This window comes from Pseudomonas sp. 1152_12, assembly GCF_052850675.1.
The window spans coordinates 21,838-39,820 of the sequence record NZ_VXCW01000012.1 but is presented as its reverse complement, the minus strand read 5'-3'; the positions used below and the strand labels follow the sequence as shown (position 1 = coordinate 39,820).

Here is a 17,983-nt window from a genome sequence, read left to right as displayed (position 1 = left end):
CTTTATGACAGCAGCCAACGTATACCAACAACGCCCCACCACCGGCGCCAAGGCCGAGTCGTCGCTGCACCATGCCGACCTCGCCAGCCTGGTCGGCAAGGGCCGCAAGAACGCCGGCGTGACCGTGCGCGAAAAGAAACTCCTCGGCCACCTGACGATTCGTGGCGATGGCCATGACGCGGCCTTTGCTGCGGGCGTGCACAAAGCCCTCGGTGTCGAGTTGCCCGGCGCCTTGCAAGTTATCGTCAACGGCGAAACCAGCCTGCAATGGCTCGGCCCGGATGAATGGCTGCTGGTGGTGCCGAGCGGTGAAGAATTCGCCGCCGAGCAAAACCTGCGGGCTGCCCTGGGCGACCTGCATATCCAGATCGTCAACGTCAGCGGCGGCCAGCAGATCCTCGAACTCAGCGGCCCGAATGTGCGCGACGTGCTGATGAAATCCACCAGCTACGACGTGCACCCCAACAATTTCCCGGTGGGCAAGGCGGTGGGCACGGTGTTCGCCAAGTCGCAACTGGTGATCCGCCACACCGCCGAGGACACCTGGGAACTGCTGATTCGTCGCAGCTTCTCGGATTACTGGTGGTTGTGGCTGCAGGACGCGTCAGCCGAATTTGGCCTGAACGTTCAAGCCTGAGGAGTGACCCATGAGCCGCGCACCCGATACATGGATTTTGACTGCCGACTGCCCCAGCGTGCTCGGCACGGTGGACGCGGTCACTCGCTACCTGTTCGAGCAGGGCTGCTACGTCACCGAGCACCACTCGTTCGATGACCGCCTCTCGGGCCGGTTTTTTATTCGTGTGGAGTTCCGCCAGCCCGACGGTTTTGACGAGCAGGCTTTTCGCGATGGTCTGGCCACGCGCGGCGAAGCCTTCGGCATGATCTTTGAGCTGACGGCGCCGAACTACCGGCCAAAAGTGGTGATCATGGTCTCCAAGGCGGATCACTGCCTGAACGACCTGCTGTACCGCCAGCGAATCGGCCAACTGTCCATGGACGTGGTCGCGGTGGTGTCCAACCATCCCGATCTCAAGCCGTTGGCCGACTGGCACCAGATTCCCTACTACCATTTCCCCCTCGACCCTAACGACAAACCGTCCCAGGAGCGTCAGGTGTGGCAGGTGATTGAAGAGACCGGTGCCGAACTGGTGATCCTTGCGCGCTACATGCAAGTGCTGTCGCCGGAGCTGTGCCGCAAGCTGGATGGCAAGGCCATCAACATTCACCACTCGTTGCTGCCGGGGTTCAAGGGCGCCAAGCCGTATCACCAGGCCTACAACAAGGGCGTGAAACTGGTCGGCGCCACGGCGCATTACATCAACAACGACCTCGATGAAGGCCCGATCATCGCCCAGGGCGTGGAGGTGGTGGACCACAGCCATTATCCCGAGGATCTGATTGCCAAGGGGCGGGATATCGAAGGGCTGACACTGGCCCGGGCCGTTGGGTATCACATAGAGCGGCGGGTGTTCTTGAACGCCAATCGTACGGTGGTGCTTTGACTGACGCCTTCGCGGGCAAGCCCGCTCCCACATTTGATCGGGTTCACAAATCAAAATGTGGGAGGGGGCTTGCTCCCAAAGAGGCCCTTACTCACAACGCAAAAACAGCATCTGTAACCCGAGCACTTTACGCGCTGCCTGCCTGGGCAGCGCGGTTCCATAAAAACAACAGCGAGGTGAAAGCATGTCTGGTAATCGTGGTGTCGTGTATCTCGGCAACGGCAAGGTCGAAGTACAGAAAATCGACTATCCCAAAATGCAGGACCCCCGCGGCAGGAAGATTGAACACGGCGTCATCCTGCGCGTGGTCTCCACCAACATCTGCGGCTCCGACCAACACATGGTGCGCGGCCGCACCACTGCCCAGACCGGCCTGGTACTGGGGCATGAAATCACCGGCGAGGTGATCGAGAAGGGCAGCGATGTCGAGAACCTGAAAATCGGTGATCTGGTGTCGGTGCCGTTCAACGTTGCGTGCGGCCGCTGCCGCTCCTGCAAAGAGCAACACACCGGCGTGTGCCTGACCGTCAACCCGGCACGTGCCGGTGGCGCCTATGGCTACGTCGACATGGGCGACTGGACCGGCGGCCAGGCCGAATACGTACTGGTGCCGTACGCCGACTTCAACCTGCTGAAACTGCCGGACCGCGACAAGGCCATGGAGAAAATCCGCGACCTGACCTGCCTCTCCGACATCCTGCCGACCGGTTACCACGGCGCCGTCACTGCCGGCGTTGGCCCAGGCAGCACCGTCTACATCGCCGGCGCCGGCCCTGTCGGCCTGGCCGCTGCCGCCTCCGCCCGTCTACTGGGCGCCGCCGTGGTGATCATTGGCGACGTCAACCCGATCCGCCTGGCCCACGCCAAGGCGCAGGGTTTTGAAATTGCTGACCTCTCCAAAGACACCCCACTGCACGAACAAATCGCCGCCTTGCTGGGCGAGCCGGAAGTCGACTGCGCGGTTGATGCCGTAGGCTTCGAAGCCCGTGGCCACGGCCATGAAGGCGCCAAGGCCGAAGCGCCGGCCACCGTGCTTAACTCGCTGATGGGCGTGGTGCGTGTGGCGGGCAAGATCGGTATCCCGGGCCTGTACGTCACCGAAGACCCAGGCGCTGTGGATGCTGCCGCGAAAATGGGCAGCCTGAGCATTCGCTTTGGGTTGGGCTGGGCCAAATCCCACAGCTTCCACACCGGGCAAACCCCGGTGATGAAGTACAACCGCGCACTGATGCAGGCGATCATGTGGGACCGCATCAACATTGCTGAAATCGTCGGTGTGCAGGTGATCAGCCTGGATGACGCGCCACGTGGGTATGGCGAGTTTGATGCGGGCGTGCCGAAGAAGTTTGTGATTGATCCGCATAAGATGTTTAGCGCGGCGTAAGGCGATAGATAAGGGCGACCCTGGGGTCGCCCTTTTTTATCGCGAATCAGTCTGTGATAAATAACCAGCTGATAAACATACCGGCAAAGGATAGGTAGGTAACGAGTGTCGGTACGACCATCCAGCACTTGAGGTGCAGGGGGATTTTTTCAACGTCCTCAACAAGCACCATCCCTCGCCACTGAACCACTTTTGGGATAAGGATGACAAGGCCCATGGAAAATACGCGTTGAGGCCTTCCTTCAAAATGAGTATTCCGAAACGTGTGCCTGCATCCGACGATAAAGCTGCTGTACTGCAGGTAACTTTCTGCTGCGTCGAGCCTTGTGTACATGGCGCAAAAGGTGAGTGGAAAACTGAGAAACATCAAGAGGAGTGAGCCCATACCAAGGTAGCCCCAGAACATTTAATTACTCACAGTCTTATAGATAAAGTTGCCTGCGTCTTCGGCTAGCCCGCCCCCCAGCGCGCCCCCGGCAAGCCCGCCTGCGGCACCACCGATGATGGCACATGCCAAGGCTCCGGCGCCTGCCGTCGGTATACCAAAAACAATCATGCAGGAGCCAATCCCGATAGCGGCCCCTGCTTTCCCTCCCCAGTATGAGCCACCCACGGCACCCACCAGCTTGGCGCCGTCAACATATTTCGCTTTCGTGCACTCCTGTTCACGCCCAGTGGAGCATGCCTCCGTTATTTCCAGCGCAGCCGCCCCAACATCCAGTGCGATGCCAATGTAAGTACCTTTCTTCAATAGCTGGGAGGCCTTGGCTACACGCTTGACGGTCTCCTCATACTTGCGAATCTCTCCATGATGCCAATAGCTCTTAGTGGAAATTCCCAGCATTTTCTTAATTGAACCTTCACTCTTCAACCCCGTACCAAAGCGCGCCATCCCCGAGAGCTGGGTATCGAGCCTCGCAAACAAAGCCCTGCGTTTAACCAGAAAGTCATTCCTCGCACTCGCGGTGCCCTTCCTCAGGTACTGCCTATGCAGCTCATCGACTTCCTTGAGGGTGGCCTCGACTTGCGCCAGATGTTTGCTCCAGGCGCTACTGGCACTGCCAATGCCCAGGGAGGCATGGGCCATGATGGCCTGTAACTGATCGTAGTCTTTGATCAGGAATTGATCCGTCGCGGAGTGTGCGAACAACGCCTGTTTGATGTTCTGCGCCGAGCGCATCAGTTGGGCTTCTTCCGTCGTGCAAGACGCGGTACGCGCATCGGGAATGATCACCAACTGCCCTGGCAATACCACGACGTTGCGAATGTGTTGGTTGAGGATGTCGAACTTGGTTTGAATGTGAGGGTTGAGTGAAAGGTCGAGTTTAAGCAGCGGATAAGGCTGCGGTCGTTCATTAATAAATGCGTAGGGTCCCTGCATAGCGTGCACCTCCAAGTGACTGAGGCGCACGACTATAAGAAGGCGCTACAGGCGAGGTAAGACGCGTGCAGGGGCGTTTTTGACGTTTCAGAAAGGGACTACGCAAGTCCCGGCAGACGCTGACATGTTTGATTCATTTGAGCTTTGTAAGTCGCAGGTACGGGTCGGCCACTTCGCCGTTTTTTATCACCCGCTTGCCGCCGTAGTCGCAGTGAGTTTTACCGTTGCGCTCATTGATTTCCTGCGGTTTGAGTTCGTACTCCGGGGCCAAATAGTCATCGTTGGTACCGGCGGTTTGCCCGGTCCATGTCTTGCCGTTGGCAGGCGCGGTGTATTGATAACCTTCGCCATACGGCGCAGGGAGGTCGGGGTCTGTGTAGGGTGTGGAGTTGATATCGGCAGTGGCGGGACACTGGCCAATGTCGGCGGCCGGCGCCGGTGATTGCGGCGTGTTGAAAACAGTGAAGATGGGGACCAATCCGATCATGGTGGTTACAGCTCCTGAGTAGGGATGCCCGATAGGGGTAGCCTTGGGTGAGCTGTAGCGATGGTTGGGTTCCGAGTTAAAGGTTGCTTCACGTGTAGGAAAGGGCAACAGGGCGCTGCCCTTCTTTGCATCGGGTGTTTAAGCCTGCAAGCGCCGGCTGATCACATCCAGCAGATCACAGCCATCGCGCAATGGAATGGCGCAGAGCAGGGCGAAGTCCTGGAGGACGAGGTTGTCGGTGTTCAGGCCTTCGCGAAACGCCAGGTTTTCCATGACTTGGGTGACGGCGCGGATGCGGTAGACGGCGGCATCATGGAGCACGTCGAGCGGGACTTGGGTGTCGATGAGCAGGGAGGGAGTGGCGGCGTCGTGGCCGGTGAGCGGCATGTATCGGTTCATGTTTTAACCTTCATTCCAGAGAGTGAGGCTGCTACTCACACGTCGCCAAACGAATGGGTGGCAGCTGTACGCAGGTTGGCGAACCGGGGAATGAAGCAAAGCCGGCAGACCCGAAGGTCTCCCGCGCACAGCCGCCATGAAAGCAGCCTTACGCGTGCAAAAGAACCTGCAAAGGAGCAGGTGCTTTTGCATACTTCATATCCACCGAGTCGCCAAACCCGTGTCGCCATATGGACGACCGCCGAACTATAAGCGCCATCTATCGCCAGGAGCAAGTCGCCCGGCCACTGAAGCTCAAATGTGGGTCACAGATGGGTGAATGAACACTTGAGGGTGTCCAGGGCTTCGCAATAGGTGCCTCTCCAGTCACCGATAGGGGTGAGATTCCATCCCGGCACGGGTTTGAGCGTGATCGAAAGGTTTGCGTCGTTACCCATTGGCCCTTTGTAGGTGCAGATGACGGCTGTGTTCTGTGCATCGTATCGGGCATCGTGAAACGTCGAGTCAGCCAGATAGGAGGCGGGCGCCAATGGGTTTTGACCTTTCCAAGTGCGCCCGTCAGCCTGCGATATTTCATAGCTGAAACCTCCACCGGCCAGGGCGGTTTGATTGATGCTCTGGATCGACGGGCAGGTTGAAGTCGCCGCGATGGCATTCGCTACCAGCCCTGTCAGTGCAGACAAACCCGCAAGCATTACGCGCTTCATGGCGATCTTCCAGTGGGGCGTAGGAGGTCATGCTGCGGGGCATACACGGTACTGGCTACTGTTATAAGTGACAGTTCTTTAGCGTATTTTTTTATTGTTGAGAGGCTGGTTATTTCAAAGTCGCCCAGGCGGTTAAGATCAAATGTGGGAGTGGGCTTGCCCGCGAAGGCGGTGTGTCAGTCAACGCATTCATCAACTGATAGACCGCTTTCGCGAGCAAGCCCGCTCCCACAGCGACTGCAGGGTGTCAGCGAGAGGCCAGTGCGCCTTGGTAAAGTACCGGCCCGGTTGGCTGCCCGGTCGGTGAGCCGCCTTGCGGTTCAAGGCTGACGGCGAGGGTTACGGGTGCCGTCAACAGCGCCTGCTGTTCCTTGCTCAGCTGAATTCGGCCTTTACCCGAGGTGGGAACCAGGCCCAGAGAGACCGGTTTGCCACCGGCCGCAATGACCCACAACTCCAGGGCACGCGTCGGCTCTACAGCGGGCAACGACAACGGCTTCACTTGCAGGTGATCGCCAAACGCCTGGATCTGCAGCGCCGGTTGCTGGTTGGCCGCGACCAGTGTGGCGTTGTACTCGGCGCCAATATCGCGTTGATAAAGCACGCCCACCAACACCGCGACGACCACCGCGCAGGCGGCTGCCAGCACGCGGACATTCATCCAGAACGGTTTCTTGGCTGGCATATGCAGCACCTGCGGTTCGATGCGCGCTCTGATGCCTGCCCACACGTGGTCGGGCACCGGCCGTTCGGGCAGGGTGCCGGTCAGGCTGGCGAGTGCAGCCTGCCAATGGCCCAGTTCGACGCGCAGTGCGGGGTCTTCCAATAACAAGGCGTCGAAGCGCCGACGGGCGGTGGCGGGCATCAGCCCGATGGCATAGTCGGCGGCCAGGGCGCGGCGCAGGGCAGTGGTGTGGTAGTTCATGATTCAAGGCACCTGCGCAGGCGCTCCATGCCGCGACGAATCCAGGATTTGACCGAACCCAGGGGGGCGGCCAAGTGGTCGGCCAACTCCGCGCACGACAGGCCTTGGAAGTAAGCCACGCTAATTGATTGGCGCTGCATGCCGTCGAGGGTGTCGAGGCAGCGGTTGAGGGCGCGGGCTTCGCGCTCGCTGTCCAGTTGCTCGTGCGCGCTGGGGCCATTGTCGAGCATGGCCTCTTGTTGGCCGTCAGCCAGGGGCAGTTCGCGATGTTTGCGCAATTGGTCGATCGCCAGGTTACGCGTGATATTCACCATCCAGGTCATCGGCGCCGCCAGGTGCGCCTCGTAGCGTGAGGCGTTGTACCAGATGCGCACGAAGGCTTCCTGCAACACTTCTTCGGCCAGGTCCGAGCGCCCCATGAATCGGTACGCAACACCGTGCAACCGTGGCGAAACGCTGCGGTAAAGGGTTTCGAACGCCTGGCGGTTGCCTAAGGCGCATTGGGCCAGCAATGGTCGCAACGGGTCAGCATCGTGGGTGGAAATAGGGCTTCTCCAGGCTCTCGGACGAGGGCGACGGGACTGCGCACGGTAGGCAGAGGGTAGTCCAGCTTGAGCATTCATTCCATCCCACTCCGGGCGGTGCGTGGTGGATATACGCAATGCAGGCTCATTTGGATGCAGCTTTTTCTGAACTAATCTGTAGGTGGGAACAATCCTTTGGGACGTTCAGTCAAACGCCTGCTTTTAGCTCCTACATTCAGAGGTTGTCTTGATGAAGATATCACGCGGTTTTGCCCTGTCCTGCCTGATGACCGTGGCCGCCAGCCCGGTCTTTGCCGCAGGTTTCAGCCTCGGTGACGTGGCCAATGCCGTATCCGGTGTCCAGGGCAACAATAAGGCGGCTGCCGCAGCGCCGAGTTCTCAGACCGCCGGCCTGTTGCAGGCCCTGACTTCGCAATTGAAGGTCACCCCGGAACAAGCCGTTGGCGGCACGGGCGCCATGCTGGGCCTGGCCAAAAACAAGCTGAGCGACACCGACTATTCGCAACTGGGCAAAAGCGTGCCGGGCCTGGATCAATTGTCGGGGAGCAACTCGCTGGGTAGCCTCGGCGCCTTGAGCGGGATGCTCGGCCAAAGCGGCGGCAGCAAGACCAGCGGCCTGGACGGCTTGCTGGGTAACGTGAAGAACACCAGCGACCTGAACACCGCGTTCAGTGCGCTGGGCATGGATGACAGCATGATCGGCAAGTTTGCGCCGGTGATCCTGCAATACCTGGGTGGCCAGGGCGCCAACGAATCGGTGCTGGGCAAACTGGCGTCGGCCTGGGGCACTGGCAGCTAATTACTTTGCGCGCGCAATTGTTCGATGCGCGCGTCTTTCTCCATCCAGAGCTGGTTTACCCAGTTCTGGACGGTCTGGCGGAAGGCCGGATCGTTCTCGTAATCGCCCTGCCACAGCGCGGGGTCGAGCTCGCGGGTGCGAATGTCGATGATCACTTTCGGCACCGCGCCGCTGATCAAATCCCAAAATCCCGGAATCTTTTGCTGCGGATAGACCACCGTCACGTCGAGTACCGCGTCCAGCTGTTCACCCAGCGCCGCCAATACAAACGCCACGCCGCCCGCCTTGGGCTTGAGCAGCCGTGCAAACGGTGAATCCTGCTGCTTGCGCTTGGCCTCGCTGAACCGCGTGCCTTCCAGGTAATTGACCACCGTCACCGGCTGGCGCTTGAACAGCTCGCAGGCCTGTTGGGTGATTTTCAGGTCCTGGCCCGCCAGCTCCGGGTGTTTGGCCAGGAACGCCTTGGTGTAGCGCTTCATGAACGGGTAATCCAGTGCCCACCAGGCCAGGCCGAGGAAGGGCACCCAGATCAGCTCTTTTTTCAGGAAGAATTTGAAGAACGGCGTGCGCCGGTTGAGCGTCTGGATCAGCGCGGGAATGTCGACCCAGGATTGGTGGTTGCTGATGACCAGGTAAGAGGTGTCGCCTCGCAGGTCGCCGCCGCCGCGGATCTCCCATTGGGTTGGGATGCACAGCGAGAAGATCAGCTTGTCGATCTCGGCCCAGGTCTCGGCGATCCACATCACCGCCCAGGAGGCATAGTCGCGATAGCGCCCAGGAGCCACCAGCTTGAGCAGGGCAAACACCATCAACGGCCCGAACAGCACCAGGGTGTTGAGCAATAGCAGCAGTGTGACGAAACAGCCGGTGAGCAGGCGGCGCATAAGTAACTCTTGGAATCCTGTGGGCGGGCCATCATAAGCAAGCTGAGTCTAGAGGCCAAATCGCAAATCGCCGCACGAATGTTTCACAATGTGCCCGGTATGGTTGAGAACTAACTTACGACGGCTTTTGCGGTCTAGAATCCGCCTACTTCTTTCGAGGAAATCACTTCGTGAAACTGCTCCTTGCCTCGCTCGCCCTAGTTCTTCCCGTTATGGCTGCCTCGCCGGTCACGGCTGGCGAACCGACGCTCTACGGTCGCTACGAGTACATCCAGCTGCCGGAGATCGGCGAGACCTTCAAGGCCAAGATGGACACCGGCGCACTGACCGCTTCACTGTCGGCCCGTGACATCGAGACCTTCACCCGTGATGGCGACGACTGGGTGCGCTTCCGCCTCGGCGGCAAGGACGCCAGCAACAAAGTCTACGAGCACAAGGTTTCACGCATCAGCAAGATCAAAAGCCGCGCCGACGAAGACGAGGACAAGGACGAAGCCACCGTGGCCAAGCGCCCGGTCATCGACCTGGAGATGTGCCTGGGCAACGTCAAGCGCACCGTCGAGGTCAACCTCACCGACCGCAGCAGCTTCAACTACCCGCTGCTGATCGGCGCCAAGGCCCTGCGTGAATTCGGTGCAGCGGTGAACCCGGCGCGTCGTTACACTGCTGACAAACCGGACTGCTGACGGACCCACATGCCGCATATCCTGATTGTCGAAGACGAAGCGGCGATAGCCGATACGCTGATTTTCGCCCTGCAAGGCGAGGGCTTCACCACCACCTGGCTGAGCCTTGGCCAGGAGGCGTTGACCCACCAACGCCAGACCCCGGCCGACCTGATCATCCTCGACATCGGCCTACCGGACATCAGCGGCTTTGAAACCTGCAAGCAATTGCGTCGTTTCAGCGAAGTGCCGGTGATGTTCCTCAGTGCGCGGGATGCCGAGATTGATCGGGTGGTGGGTTTGGAGATCGGCGCCGACGATTACGTGGTCAAGCCGTTCAGCCCACGGGAAGTGGCGGCACGGGTGCGGGCGATCCTAAAGCGCGTCGGCCCAGGTGTTGCGCCTACCGTGTTTCAGGTGGACCTGGAGCGCATGCAGATCCATTATCGCGGCCAGCCTTTGAGCTTGACCCGCCATGAGTTCCGCCTGATGCAGAGTCTGCTCGAACAACCCGAACGCGTGTTCAGCCGCGAACAATTGTTGGATGCTGTGGGCGTGGCGGCTGATGCTGGCTACGAGCGCAATATCGACAGCCATATCAAAAGCCTGCGCAGCAAACTACGCAGCGTGGCGGCCGACGCCGAGCCGATCCAGACCCATCGCGGCCTGGGCTACAGTTACAGCCCGAGCCACAGCTGATGCGCCTGGGGCTGCGGATTTTCCTGGTGTATGCGCTGTTTATCGGCCTGACCGGCTACTTCGTGCTCAACACAGTGATGAAGGAAATCCGCCCCGGCGTGCGCCAGTCCACCGAAGAAACCCTGGTGGACACGGCCAACCTGCTGGCCGAGATTCTGCGGCTGGACGTGAAGAACGGCACCCTCGGCCAGAGCCATTGGCCGCAGTTGCTCAAGGCCTATGGCAACCGCCAGCCGGGCGCGACCATCTGGGGCCTGCCGAAAAACCAGGTCAACCACCGTATCTACGTAACTGACGCCAACGGTATCGTGCTGCTCGACTCCACGGGGGAGGCGGTGGGCCGGGATTATTCCAAGTGGAACGACGTGTACCTGACTCTGCGCGGCGAGTACGGCGCCCGTTCGACCAAAAGTGAACTGGATGACCCCAACTCTTCTGTCATGCACGTGGGCGCGCCGATCCGCGACAACGGCCAGATCATCGGTGTAGTTACTGTGGCCAAGCCCAACAGTTCGTTGCAGCCCTATGTCGACCGCACCGAGCATCGGCTGCTGTGGTACGGCGCCGGGTTGGTGATTCTCGGTCTGCTGCTAGGCGCGCTGTTGTCCTGGTGGCTGAGCGTGGCGCTGCACCGGCTCACGGCCTATGCCCAGGCCGTGAGCGAGGGGCGGCGCGTCGAGTTGCCGCATTACCGTGGCGGCGAGCTCAAGCAGCTGTCCACTGCCGTGGAGCACATGCGCACGCAGTTGGAGGGCAAGGCCTACGTCGAGCGTTACGTGCACACCCTGACCCACGAGTTAAAAAGCCCGCTGGCGGCGATTCGTGGCGCGGCGGAGCTGTTGCAGGGCGACATGACCCGTGAGCAGCAGCAGCGCTTTGTCGGCAACATCGACAGCGAAAGCGCGCGCTTGCAGCAGTTGATCGAGCGCCTGCTGAACCTGGCGCAAGTGGAGCAGCGCCAGGGGTTGGAGGAACAAGTCAGCATGCCGTTGACCACCTTGGTCGACGACGTACTCAAGGCCCAATGCGCGCGCATCGAAGGTGCCGGCTTGCACGTCGAACAGGCGATTGGCGCGGATGTGAAGGTGTTCGGCGAGCCCTTCCTGCTGCGCCAGGCCCTGGGCAATCTGCTCGATAACGCCTTGGACTTCACGCCACCCGGGGGCACGTTGAGGTTCAGTGCGCAAACGCAGCACAACGACGTGCAGGTCAGCCTGTTCAACCAGGCGGCAGCCATTCCCGATTACGCCCTGCCGCGCCTGAGTGAGCGTTTCTACTCCCTGCCACGCCCGGCCAGCGGGCGTAAAAGCACCGGCCTGGGCCTCAACTTTGTCGAAGAAGTGGTGAAGCTGCACGGCGGCGCGTTGCAGATCGGCAACGTGCAAGGCGGCGTGCAAGTGGTGCTGCATCTCCACACAGTCTCCACATTGCCCACATAAATCGCCCATACGCGCGGTTCACGCTCTGCCCATCAAAACAGGGAGAGACCCATGAACCGCAGCTTGCTTTTCAAACTTGGCGCGATTGCGCTGCTGATCCTGCTGTTGCTGATTCCACTGCTGATGATCAACGGCATCATCAGCGACCGCCAGCAGATGCGCGATGGCGTATTGATGGACATCGCCCGCAGCTCAAGCTACAGCCAGCGCCTCACCGGCCCGGTGATGGTGGTGCCGTATCGCAAGACTGTCCGTGAGTGGAAGCTCAATGAAAAACTCAACGAGCGCTACGAGCAAGTCAGTGAAGTGCGGGGGCGTCTGTATTTCTTGCCGGAGCAGTTTGAACTCGACGGCAAGGTGCAAACCGAGCTGCGCTCGCGCGGCATTTACCAGGCGCGGCTGTTCCATGCCGACAACCGCATCAGCGGGCGTTTCGAGCTGCCTGCGCAGTTGGGCATCACGGAAAACTTTGCCGACTATCGTTTTGAACCGGCGTATCTGGCGGTGGGTATCAATGACATTCGCGGCATCGAAAATGCGCTGAAGCTGGAGCTCGGCAGCCAACGCCTGGCGTTCGCGCCCGGCTCTCAAGTGGCCTGGCTGGGCGAGGGCGTGCACGTGATGCTGCCGGAGCAAGACAGCAAAAAGCCAGCCCCGTTTGACTTCGCTTTTGACCTGCGCCTGCAAGGCACCGAGCAGTTGCAAGTGGTGCCGGTGGGCAAGACCAGCCAGGTGAAGCTGGCGTCGAACTGGCCGCACCCGAGCTTTGTCGGCAACTTTCTGCCGGCTCAGCGTGAGGTCACGGCGCAAGGCTTTAGCGCCCATTGGCAGACCACGTTCTTCGCCACCAACCTGGAAGAAACCCTGCGCGGCTGCGAGTGGGACAAGGTGTGTGACGACTTCAACAGCCGCAGCTTCGGCGTGCGCTTTATCGACCCGGTGGACCAGTACCTCAAGAGCGACCGCGCGATCAAATATGCGCTGCTGTTTATTGCCCTGACGTTCGCCGGCTTCTTCCTGTTCGAGGTGCTCAAGAACCTGGCGGTGCACCCGATTCAATACGCGTTGGTGGGCTTTGCCTTGGCGTTCTTTTACCTGCTGTTGTTGTCGTTGTCCGAGCACATTGGCTTTGGCCTGGCGTACCTGTTGTCGGCGAGTGCCTGTGTGTTGTTGATTGGGTTTTACGTGTGCCATGTGCTGCGCAGCATCGCCCATGGCCTGGGGTTTTCGGCAGGGTTGGCGGCGCTGTATGGCTTGTTGTACGGGCTGTTGAGCGCCGAGGATTATGCGCTGCTGATGGGCTCGCTGTTGCTGTTCGGCCTGCTGGGCACGGTGATGGTGCTGACGCGCAAACTGGACTGGTATGGCGTGGGCAAGCGCAAGGTGCAGTTTGATCTGGAGGAGGTGCAATGATCGGGTTGCGCGAAGATCAGCAGGTGAGGGCGCAGCTGATAGGCAAAATTAACGCACTGTTTTTTGTGGTAAATGGGCTCCCTGTGGCGAGCCCGCTTGCCACAGGCAGCGGGCTTGCCTCAAGGCAGGCTAGACCGGCGGCTGGGTCTCAAACATCGACGGCCGCTGGCTGACCTCGGCGTACCAATCGGCAAGCTTGGGGTTAGCCGTGCGCCATTGCAGGTCAGGGTCGCGCAAGTCCAGGTAACCCAGCGCGCAGGCCACGCTGATGGACGCGATGTCGAAGCGGCTGGCCAGTTCGGCAATCGCCTCTTTCTCCAACTCGGCAACGGTGCGGCGGATTTTGTTGCGCTGCTCATCCAGCCATTGGGCCCAGTGCTTTTCTGCCGGGCGCATGGCGGTCTCGTAACGCACCAGCACGGCGGCATCCATGATGCCGTCGGCCATTGAGGCCAGGGTCAGGCTGCGCCACCGGGCGGAGCCGTCGCGCGGGATCAGTGGATTGCCGACATGTTGGTGGTCCAGGTAGTCGAGGATCACCCGGCTGTCGTGCAGCACCGAGCCGTCGGCCAGGCGCAGGGCCGGGATCTTGCCCACGGGATTATCCTGTACAAGCTGCGCGTCCGGGTTAACCGGCGTCGGCATGCAGCCGTGCAGCGCCACGCGGTCCTGCTGGCCGGTCTCGATCAGCAGCACGCGGACTTTGCGAACAAAGGGTGAGGCGGGGTTGTGGAACAAGGTCATGCTGGGCGCGGACATGGTCATTCCTCGAAATGGGCAGTGGCTAGCCTAGAGGGTTGCGCGGTGGCTGGCGAGTGGTGGGTGGGTGTTTTTGGCGGCCTCATCGCAGGCAAGCCAGCTCACGCAAGGGGAATGTATTTCAAGGTCGGAGCTGGCTTGCCTGCGATGGCGCCCTCAGCCGCGCCGCTTAAATAACGCCCAAACACCAATGACAGCAGGAACCCCCAACCCCACCCAACTGAGCGAATCCCACAGCCCATCTCCCAGCAACGCGGCAAACAGCCCGGCCGCGCTGAGCACACCAATCCCCAGCGGAAGGCCAAACACCTTCCAGAAGTTCGACTGACGCGGCTTCATACCTTGGCCGCCTTGCGCCGCACGATCCACAGGTAAACGCCGCTGCCCAGCACGATGATGGTCAGCACATCCAGCAGTGCCCAGAGGATTTTCATCGGCATGCCGCCGTAGTCACCAAAGTGCAGCGGCTGGGACATGCCCATGGCGTCCATGTACCACGGCCGCTCGGCGATGGCGGTGACGGCCAGGGTGCTGGCGTCGATCAGCACCGGCGTCAGCAAGTGCGAGGTCAGGTGCGTGCTGCCCTTCATGAACACCGCGTAATGGTGTGCACTGGAAAAGCGCGTGCCGGGGAAGGCGATAAAGTCCGGCTGCATGCCGGGCGCGGCCTTGGCGGCGATGCTCAGCAGCTCGGTGGCCGGCGCGCGCAAGGTCAGCGGCGGCGCGTTTTTATACGGCTCGATCATGGCGCTGAGGCTGTCGTGACGCCAGGCGGCGATGATTAGGTCGGCGCAGGCGCTGATCACGCCGGTCACGCCCACGACCAATGCCCAGGTCAGCGTGATCACGCCGATCAGGTTGTGCAGGTCGAGCCAGCGCAGGCGGGTGGATTTGTCCTGGCGCACGGTGGCGAACTTCACGCGGCGCATGAACGGCAGGTACAGCACCGTGCCCGAGACAATCGCCAGCACAAACAGAATGCCCATGAACGCCAGCAGCAACTTGCCCGGCAGGCCGGCGAACATGTCCACATGCAAACGCAGCAGGAACAGCGTCAGCCCGCCATTGGCCGCCGGCGTTTCCACGGCTTCGCCAGTGCGCGCATCGAGCATGAAGGTGTGGGACGCGTTGGGTTCGGTGCCGGCTGTGGCGGCCATGATTGCGATCACGCCGTTCTTGTCGTCTTCGTCCCACGCCAGGTATTGCATCGCCTCACCCGGGCGATGTGCCTGGGCTTTGGCCACCAGTTGCTCAAGGTTCAACTGCGGGGTATCGGCGGGCATCTGCGCAAGCTCGGGCTCGTTGCCCAGCAGGTGATCGATCTCGTGGTGGAAGATCAGCGGCAGGCCGGTGAGGGCGAGCAGCAGCAGAAAAACGGTACAGATCAAGCTGGTCCAGGTGTGGATGAAGGACCAGCGGCGGATGGTTTTGCTTTTCATTTTTCTAGCCTTCAGACACGCCAAAGCCGCCCCGAGGGACGGCCTGGTTATTAAATCAGCCGATTACCACTGATAGGTGGCGCTGGCGACTACGCTGCGTTGGTCGCCGAAGTAGCAGTAGGAGGCATCACAGGTGGAAATGTAGTCCTTGTTGAACAGGTTAGTGGCGTTGAGTTTTAACGCGGCACCTTTGAGGCTGCTGTCGAGGCGGCCCAGATCGTAATGCACGGCACCGTCGAACACGGTGTAGGCATTTGCTTTACCCAGCCAAGTGTTGGCCTGGTCGCCATAGGTGTTGCCGGTGTATCGGGCACCAAAGCCAATGCCGAAACCATCGAGTACACCGTTGTGCCAGGTGTAGTCGGTCCACAGGGAGGCTTGCTGGTTTGGCATCAGTTGCAGGCGGTTGCCCTTGAAGCTGCCTTTTTGCACTTCGGATTTTGCCAAGGTGTACGCGGCGATCACTTTGAGGTTTTCGGTGACGTCGGATACGGCTTCCAGTTCCAGGCCTTTGACTTTCACTTCGCCGGTTTGGTCGGTAACAGACTGGCCGCCTGCGCCGGTACTAGAGACAAGCACGTTTTTCTGGGTCAGGTCATACACCGCTGCACTCAGCAAAGTGTTTGAGCCGGGCGGCTGGTATTTGATCCCCAGTTCCCATTGCTTGCCTTCGGTGGGCTTGTACGACTTGAGCGGGTCAACGCTGGCATTGCTGGCGGGCTGGAACGATTCGGCGTAGGACAGGTACGGCACAAAGCCCGAGTCGAACACGTAGCTCAGTGCCGCGTTGCCACTGAAGTTTTTGCTGCGGTCGGTATTGGTCGCGTCGTTCTTGTTGAAGTAGGTCGTGCCTTGATGCACCCAGTCTTCACGCCCGCCGAGGGTCAGGCGCCATTTGTCCAAAGCCATCTGGTCTTGCACATAGAGGCCGGTCTGTAGCGTCTTCTGGTTATAGTCGTAGTAAGCATCGGCGCGTGCCGGACGCACTACCGGTGTTGTGTTGACGGGGTTGAAAATGTTGACGCGCCCAGCGTCACCGTAGATCGACAGGTAAGAAGTGTCGGTGCGCTGGTGGTCCAGGCCCAGTAGCAGCGTATGGGTGACATCAGCGGTCGAGAAATCGGCTTGGAAGTTGTTATCGACCGCGAATTGGCCGATGTTCTCGTCCACGTTGGTCGAGGTGCGGCCGATATTGCCCGCTGCATCAACCGGATAATAGCCGAAGGCGCCCACGGTCAGTTGCTGGAATGACAGTTCGGACTTGGTATAGCGCAGGTTCTGCTTGAACTGCCAGGTATCGTTGAAACGATGCTCGAAGGCATAGCCCAGCGCGTAGTAGGTGCGGTCGTAGAACTCGTAATCCGGGTCGCCCAGGTTTTTGTGGTGGGAGACTTTACCCAGCGCAGAGTCGATTTTAGTACCCACAATCGGCAAGAACTGACTGGTGGCACCCGTATCGTCACGGGTGAACTGCGAGAGCAGCGTCAGCTTGGTGTCGGTATCAATGTTCCAGGTCAGGCTCGGCGCGATGTTGTAGCGCTTGTTGTCGATGTGATCGACCTGGGTGTCGGCATCGCGCACTACGCCGCTGACGCCATACAGAAACCGGCCTTCATCATCTATTTTGCCGGTGCTGGCGAAGTTGATCTGGCGGTAGTTGTCACTGCCGTATTGCAGCTGGATAGCATGGCTCGATTCCTCGCTGGGGCGGCGGCTGACCATGTCCAGCAGGCCGCCTGGTGGCGTCTGACCGTAGACCGACGAAGCCGGGCCGCGCAGCAGTGCGAGACGATCGAGGTTCCAGGTTTCGGCTTTTGGGTTGGCATACACACCGCGTGGCAGTGGCAGGCCGTCGAGGAACTGTGTGGGTTCGAAACCGCGCACGCGCATCCAGTCGTAGCGGGTGTCGCTGCCGTAGCTGGAAGATACGATGCCGGGCATATATTTAACCGCGTCATCGAGGTTCTGGACGTTGCGGTCCTGCATCTGCTGGCGTGTGGCGACGGAGATCGAGCGCGGCGCCTCAACCAGTGCTGTATCGGTCTTGGTGCCCGCTGCAGTGCGCGCCGCCAGATAGCCGGTCACCGGGCCCCATGCACTCTCAGTGTTGGCTTGAGCAATGATGCTCGTCTCGGCCAACGCCACGACACCGTCCGCAATCGCGACCAACGAATAAGTCCCCGCACTGCTCTGCTCCAACTGCAACCCCGTCCCACGCAACGCTTCCCGCAACGCGCCTTGCGCATCGAACTGGCCCTTGACCGGTGCCGAGGTTTTGCCCAATACCAGCGAAGGATTAAGCGTCAGCGCAAGACCGGCTTGGCTGGCGATCTGGTTCAGGGTGCTGGCCAAAGGCGCTGCTGGCAGGTTGTACGCGCGTACGCTTGAAGCCTGTTCGGCGGCGATCAGCGCGGTGCTGGCCAGCGGGGCGCTAAGGGCGATGGCCACGGCTAACAGACTGGGGCGCAACAAGGTTTCTAGCGTGCGGGACATAGGGCGGCTCCTGAATGGAAATATTTCTCAATTGCCTAGGTGCCGAGCGAGAATCAAAAA

19 protein-coding genes are annotated in these 17,983 nt (G+C 60.4%); 8 read left to right on the top strand and 11 right to left on the bottom strand.

Translation table 11 applies throughout. The features are described 5' to 3' along the window. Nucleotides 1-4 precede the first annotated feature (4 nt). From FW764_RS21555 to fdhA, 3 genes are all read left to right on the top strand, one after another. Entirely contained in the window at nucleotides 5-637 is a 633-nt protein-coding gene (locus tag FW764_RS21555) for a sarcosine oxidase subunit gamma (protein ID WP_446435615.1), read from the top strand. Between the two features lie 10 nt (nucleotides 638-647). Further along, nucleotides 648-1,505, top strand: coding sequence for a formyltetrahydrofolate deformylase (gene purU / locus FW764_RS21550; protein WP_032883972.1), 858 nt, complete (start codon nucleotides 648-650; stop codon nucleotides 1,503-1,505). A 184-nt stretch (nucleotides 1,506-1,689) separates the two neighbouring features. After that, on the top strand, nucleotides 1,690-2,889 hold the full coding sequence (gene fdhA, locus FW764_RS21545; protein ID WP_017137993.1) for a formaldehyde dehydrogenase, glutathione-independent: 1,200 nt from the start codon (nucleotides 1,690-1,692) through the stop codon (nucleotides 2,887-2,889). 406 nt (nucleotides 2,890-3,295) lie between these two features. Here the strand turns inward: fdhA and FW764_RS21540 are convergent, their stop codons facing one another. From FW764_RS21540 to FW764_RS21515, 6 genes are all read right to left on the bottom strand, one after another. Next, the gene (locus FW764_RS21540; RefSeq protein WP_446435614.1) at nucleotides 3,296-4,270 is read right to left on the bottom strand and encodes a hypothetical protein; all 975 of its coding nucleotides are present in this window, start codon (nucleotides 4,268-4,270) and stop codon (nucleotides 3,296-3,298) included. Nucleotides 4,271-4,403: 133 nt separating this feature from the next. Next, on the bottom strand, nucleotides 4,404-4,757 hold the full coding sequence (locus FW764_RS21535; protein WP_017137996.1) for a hypothetical protein: 354 nt from the start codon (nucleotides 4,755-4,757) through the stop codon (nucleotides 4,404-4,406). 138 nt (nucleotides 4,758-4,895) lie between these two features. After that, entirely contained in the window at nucleotides 4,896-5,156 is a 261-nt protein-coding gene (locus FW764_RS21530; protein WP_446435613.1) for a hypothetical protein, read from the bottom strand. A 305-nt stretch (nucleotides 5,157-5,461) separates the two neighbouring features. After that, a complete protein-coding gene (locus FW764_RS21525; RefSeq protein WP_446435612.1) occupies nucleotides 5,462-5,863 on the bottom strand; it encodes a hypothetical protein in 402 nt (133 codons plus the stop codon). A gap of 247 nt (nucleotides 5,864-6,110) precedes the next feature. Then, entirely contained in the window at nucleotides 6,111-6,788 is a 678-nt protein-coding gene (locus tag FW764_RS21520; RefSeq protein ID WP_446435611.1) for an anti-sigma factor, read from the bottom strand. Beyond that, nucleotides 6,785-7,411 (bottom strand): RNA polymerase sigma factor, encoded by a 627-nt coding sequence (locus FW764_RS21515; protein WP_446435610.1) that lies wholly within the window; start codon nucleotides 7,409-7,411, stop codon nucleotides 6,785-6,787. Before FW764_RS21515 ends, FW764_RS21520 begins: the two co-directional genes overlap by 4 nt. Nucleotides 7,412-7,562: 151 nt before the next feature. Here FW764_RS21515 and FW764_RS21510 point away from each other — a divergent pair, with 151 nt between their 5' ends. Next, the gene (locus FW764_RS21510) at nucleotides 7,563-8,132 is read left to right on the top strand and encodes a DUF2780 domain-containing protein (RefSeq protein WP_446435609.1); all 570 of its coding nucleotides are present in this window, start codon (nucleotides 7,563-7,565) and stop codon (nucleotides 8,130-8,132) included. Here the strand turns inward: FW764_RS21510 and FW764_RS21505 are convergent. Further along, the gene (locus FW764_RS21505; RefSeq protein WP_446435608.1) at nucleotides 8,129-9,016 is read right to left on the bottom strand and encodes an acyltransferase; all 888 of its coding nucleotides are present in this window, start codon (nucleotides 9,014-9,016) and stop codon (nucleotides 8,129-8,131) included. The genes FW764_RS21510 and FW764_RS21505 overlap by 4 nt on opposite strands. 170 nt (nucleotides 9,017-9,186) lie before the next feature. On the opposite strand from FW764_RS21505, the gene rloA2 reads away from it, so the two are divergent. Genes rloA2 through creD form a run of 4 tightly spaced genes read left to right on the top strand, consistent with a single transcriptional unit; the run spans nucleotide 9,187 to nucleotide 13,232 of the window. Continuing rightward, nucleotides 9,187-9,702, top strand: a complete 516-nt coding sequence (gene rloA2 / locus FW764_RS21500; protein ID WP_446435607.1) for a retropepsin-like aspartic peptidase RloA2 — start codon at nucleotides 9,187-9,189, stop codon at nucleotides 9,700-9,702. 9 nt (nucleotides 9,703-9,711) lie between these two features. Further along, the gene (gene creB / locus FW764_RS21495; protein WP_446435606.1) at nucleotides 9,712-10,380 is read left to right on the top strand and encodes a two-component system response regulator CreB; all 669 of its coding nucleotides are present in this window, start codon (nucleotides 9,712-9,714) and stop codon (nucleotides 10,378-10,380) included. Then, nucleotides 10,380-11,819 (top strand): two-component system sensor histidine kinase CreC, encoded by a 1,440-nt coding sequence (gene creC / locus FW764_RS21490; protein ID WP_446435605.1) that lies wholly within the window; start codon nucleotides 10,380-10,382, stop codon nucleotides 11,817-11,819. The genes creB and creC overlap by 1 nt, the downstream gene beginning before the upstream one ends. Nucleotides 11,820-11,870: 51 nt before the next feature. Then, complete coding sequence (creD, locus tag FW764_RS21485) at nucleotides 11,871-13,232, top strand: cell envelope integrity protein CreD (RefSeq protein ID WP_446435604.1); 1,362 nt, start codon at nucleotides 11,871-11,873, stop codon at nucleotides 13,230-13,232. Between the two features lie 129 nt (nucleotides 13,233-13,361). Here the strand turns inward: creD and FW764_RS21480 are convergent, their stop codons facing one another. The 4 genes from FW764_RS21480 to FW764_RS21465 form a co-directional block, all read right to left on the bottom strand. Continuing rightward, complete coding sequence (locus tag FW764_RS21480; RefSeq protein WP_446435603.1) at nucleotides 13,362-13,991, bottom strand: glutathione S-transferase; 630 nt, start codon at nucleotides 13,989-13,991, stop codon at nucleotides 13,362-13,364. A gap of 156 nt (nucleotides 13,992-14,147) precedes the next feature. Then, on the bottom strand, nucleotides 14,148-14,330 hold the full coding sequence (locus FW764_RS21475; protein WP_446435602.1) for a hypothetical protein: 183 nt from the start codon (nucleotides 14,328-14,330) through the stop codon (nucleotides 14,148-14,150). Beyond that, nucleotides 14,327-15,430 (bottom strand): PepSY-associated TM helix domain-containing protein, encoded by a 1,104-nt coding sequence (locus FW764_RS21470; protein ID WP_446435601.1) that lies wholly within the window; start codon nucleotides 15,428-15,430, stop codon nucleotides 14,327-14,329. Before FW764_RS21470 ends, FW764_RS21475 begins: the two co-directional genes overlap by 4 nt. A gap of 63 nt (nucleotides 15,431-15,493) precedes the next feature. Further along, nucleotides 15,494-17,923, bottom strand: coding sequence for a TonB-dependent siderophore receptor (locus tag FW764_RS21465; RefSeq protein WP_446435600.1), 2,430 nt, complete (start codon nucleotides 17,921-17,923; stop codon nucleotides 15,494-15,496). Between the last annotated feature and the right edge of the window lie 60 nt (nucleotides 17,924-17,983).

Bases quoted from the DNA above. Each gene is read 5' to 3' on its own strand.
- FW764_RS21535 (WP_017137996.1), bottom strand. From the start codon at position 4,757: ATGATCGGATTGGTCCCCATCTTCACTGTTTTCAACACGCCGCAATCA.
- FW764_RS21505 (WP_446435608.1), bottom strand. From the start codon at position 9,016: ATGCGCCGCCTGCTCACCGGCTGTTTCGTCACACTGCTGCTATTGCTC.
- fdhA (WP_017137993.1), top strand. From the start codon at position 1,690: ATGTCTGGTAATCGTGGTGTCGTGTATCTCGGCAACGGCAAGGTCGAA.
- FW764_RS21475 (WP_446435602.1), bottom strand. From the start codon at position 14,330: ATGAAGCCGCGTCAGTCGAACTTCTGGAAGGTGTTTGGCCTTCCGCTG.
- FW764_RS21515 (WP_446435610.1), bottom strand. From the start codon at position 7,411: ATGAATGCTCAAGCTGGACTACCCTCTGCCTACCGTGCGCAGTCCCGT.
- FW764_RS21465 (WP_446435600.1), bottom strand. From the start codon at position 17,923: ATGTCCCGCACGCTAGAAACCTTGTTGCGCCCCAGTCTGTTAGCCGTG.
- creB (WP_446435606.1), top strand. From the start codon at position 9,712: ATGCCGCATATCCTGATTGTCGAAGACGAAGCGGCGATAGCCGATACG.
- FW764_RS21530 (WP_446435613.1), bottom strand. From the start codon at position 5,156: ATGAACCGATACATGCCGCTCACCGGCCACGACGCCGCCACTCCCTCC.
- creD (WP_446435604.1), top strand. From the start codon at position 11,871: ATGAACCGCAGCTTGCTTTTCAAACTTGGCGCGATTGCGCTGCTGATC.
- FW764_RS21540 (WP_446435614.1), bottom strand. From the start codon at position 4,270: ATGCAGGGACCCTACGCATTTATTAATGAACGACCGCAGCCTTATCCG.
- FW764_RS21520 (WP_446435611.1), bottom strand. From the start codon at position 6,788: ATGAACTACCACACCACTGCCCTGCGCCGCGCCCTGGCCGCCGACTAT.
- FW764_RS21480 (WP_446435603.1), bottom strand. From the start codon at position 13,991: ATGTCCGCGCCCAGCATGACCTTGTTCCACAACCCCGCCTCACCCTTT.
- FW764_RS21470 (WP_446435601.1), bottom strand. From the start codon at position 15,430: ATGAAAAGCAAAACCATCCGCCGCTGGTCCTTCATCCACACCTGGACC.
- purU (WP_032883972.1), top strand. From the start codon at position 648: ATGAGCCGCGCACCCGATACATGGATTTTGACTGCCGACTGCCCCAGC.
- FW764_RS21555 (WP_446435615.1), top strand. From the start codon at position 5: ATGACAGCAGCCAACGTATACCAACAACGCCCCACCACCGGCGCCAAG.
- FW764_RS21525 (WP_446435612.1), bottom strand. From the start codon at position 5,863: ATGAAGCGCGTAATGCTTGCGGGTTTGTCTGCACTGACAGGGCTGGTA.
- creC (WP_446435605.1), top strand. From the start codon at position 10,380: ATGCGCCTGGGGCTGCGGATTTTCCTGGTGTATGCGCTGTTTATCGGC.
- FW764_RS21510 (WP_446435609.1), top strand. From the start codon at position 7,563: ATGAAGATATCACGCGGTTTTGCCCTGTCCTGCCTGATGACCGTGGCC.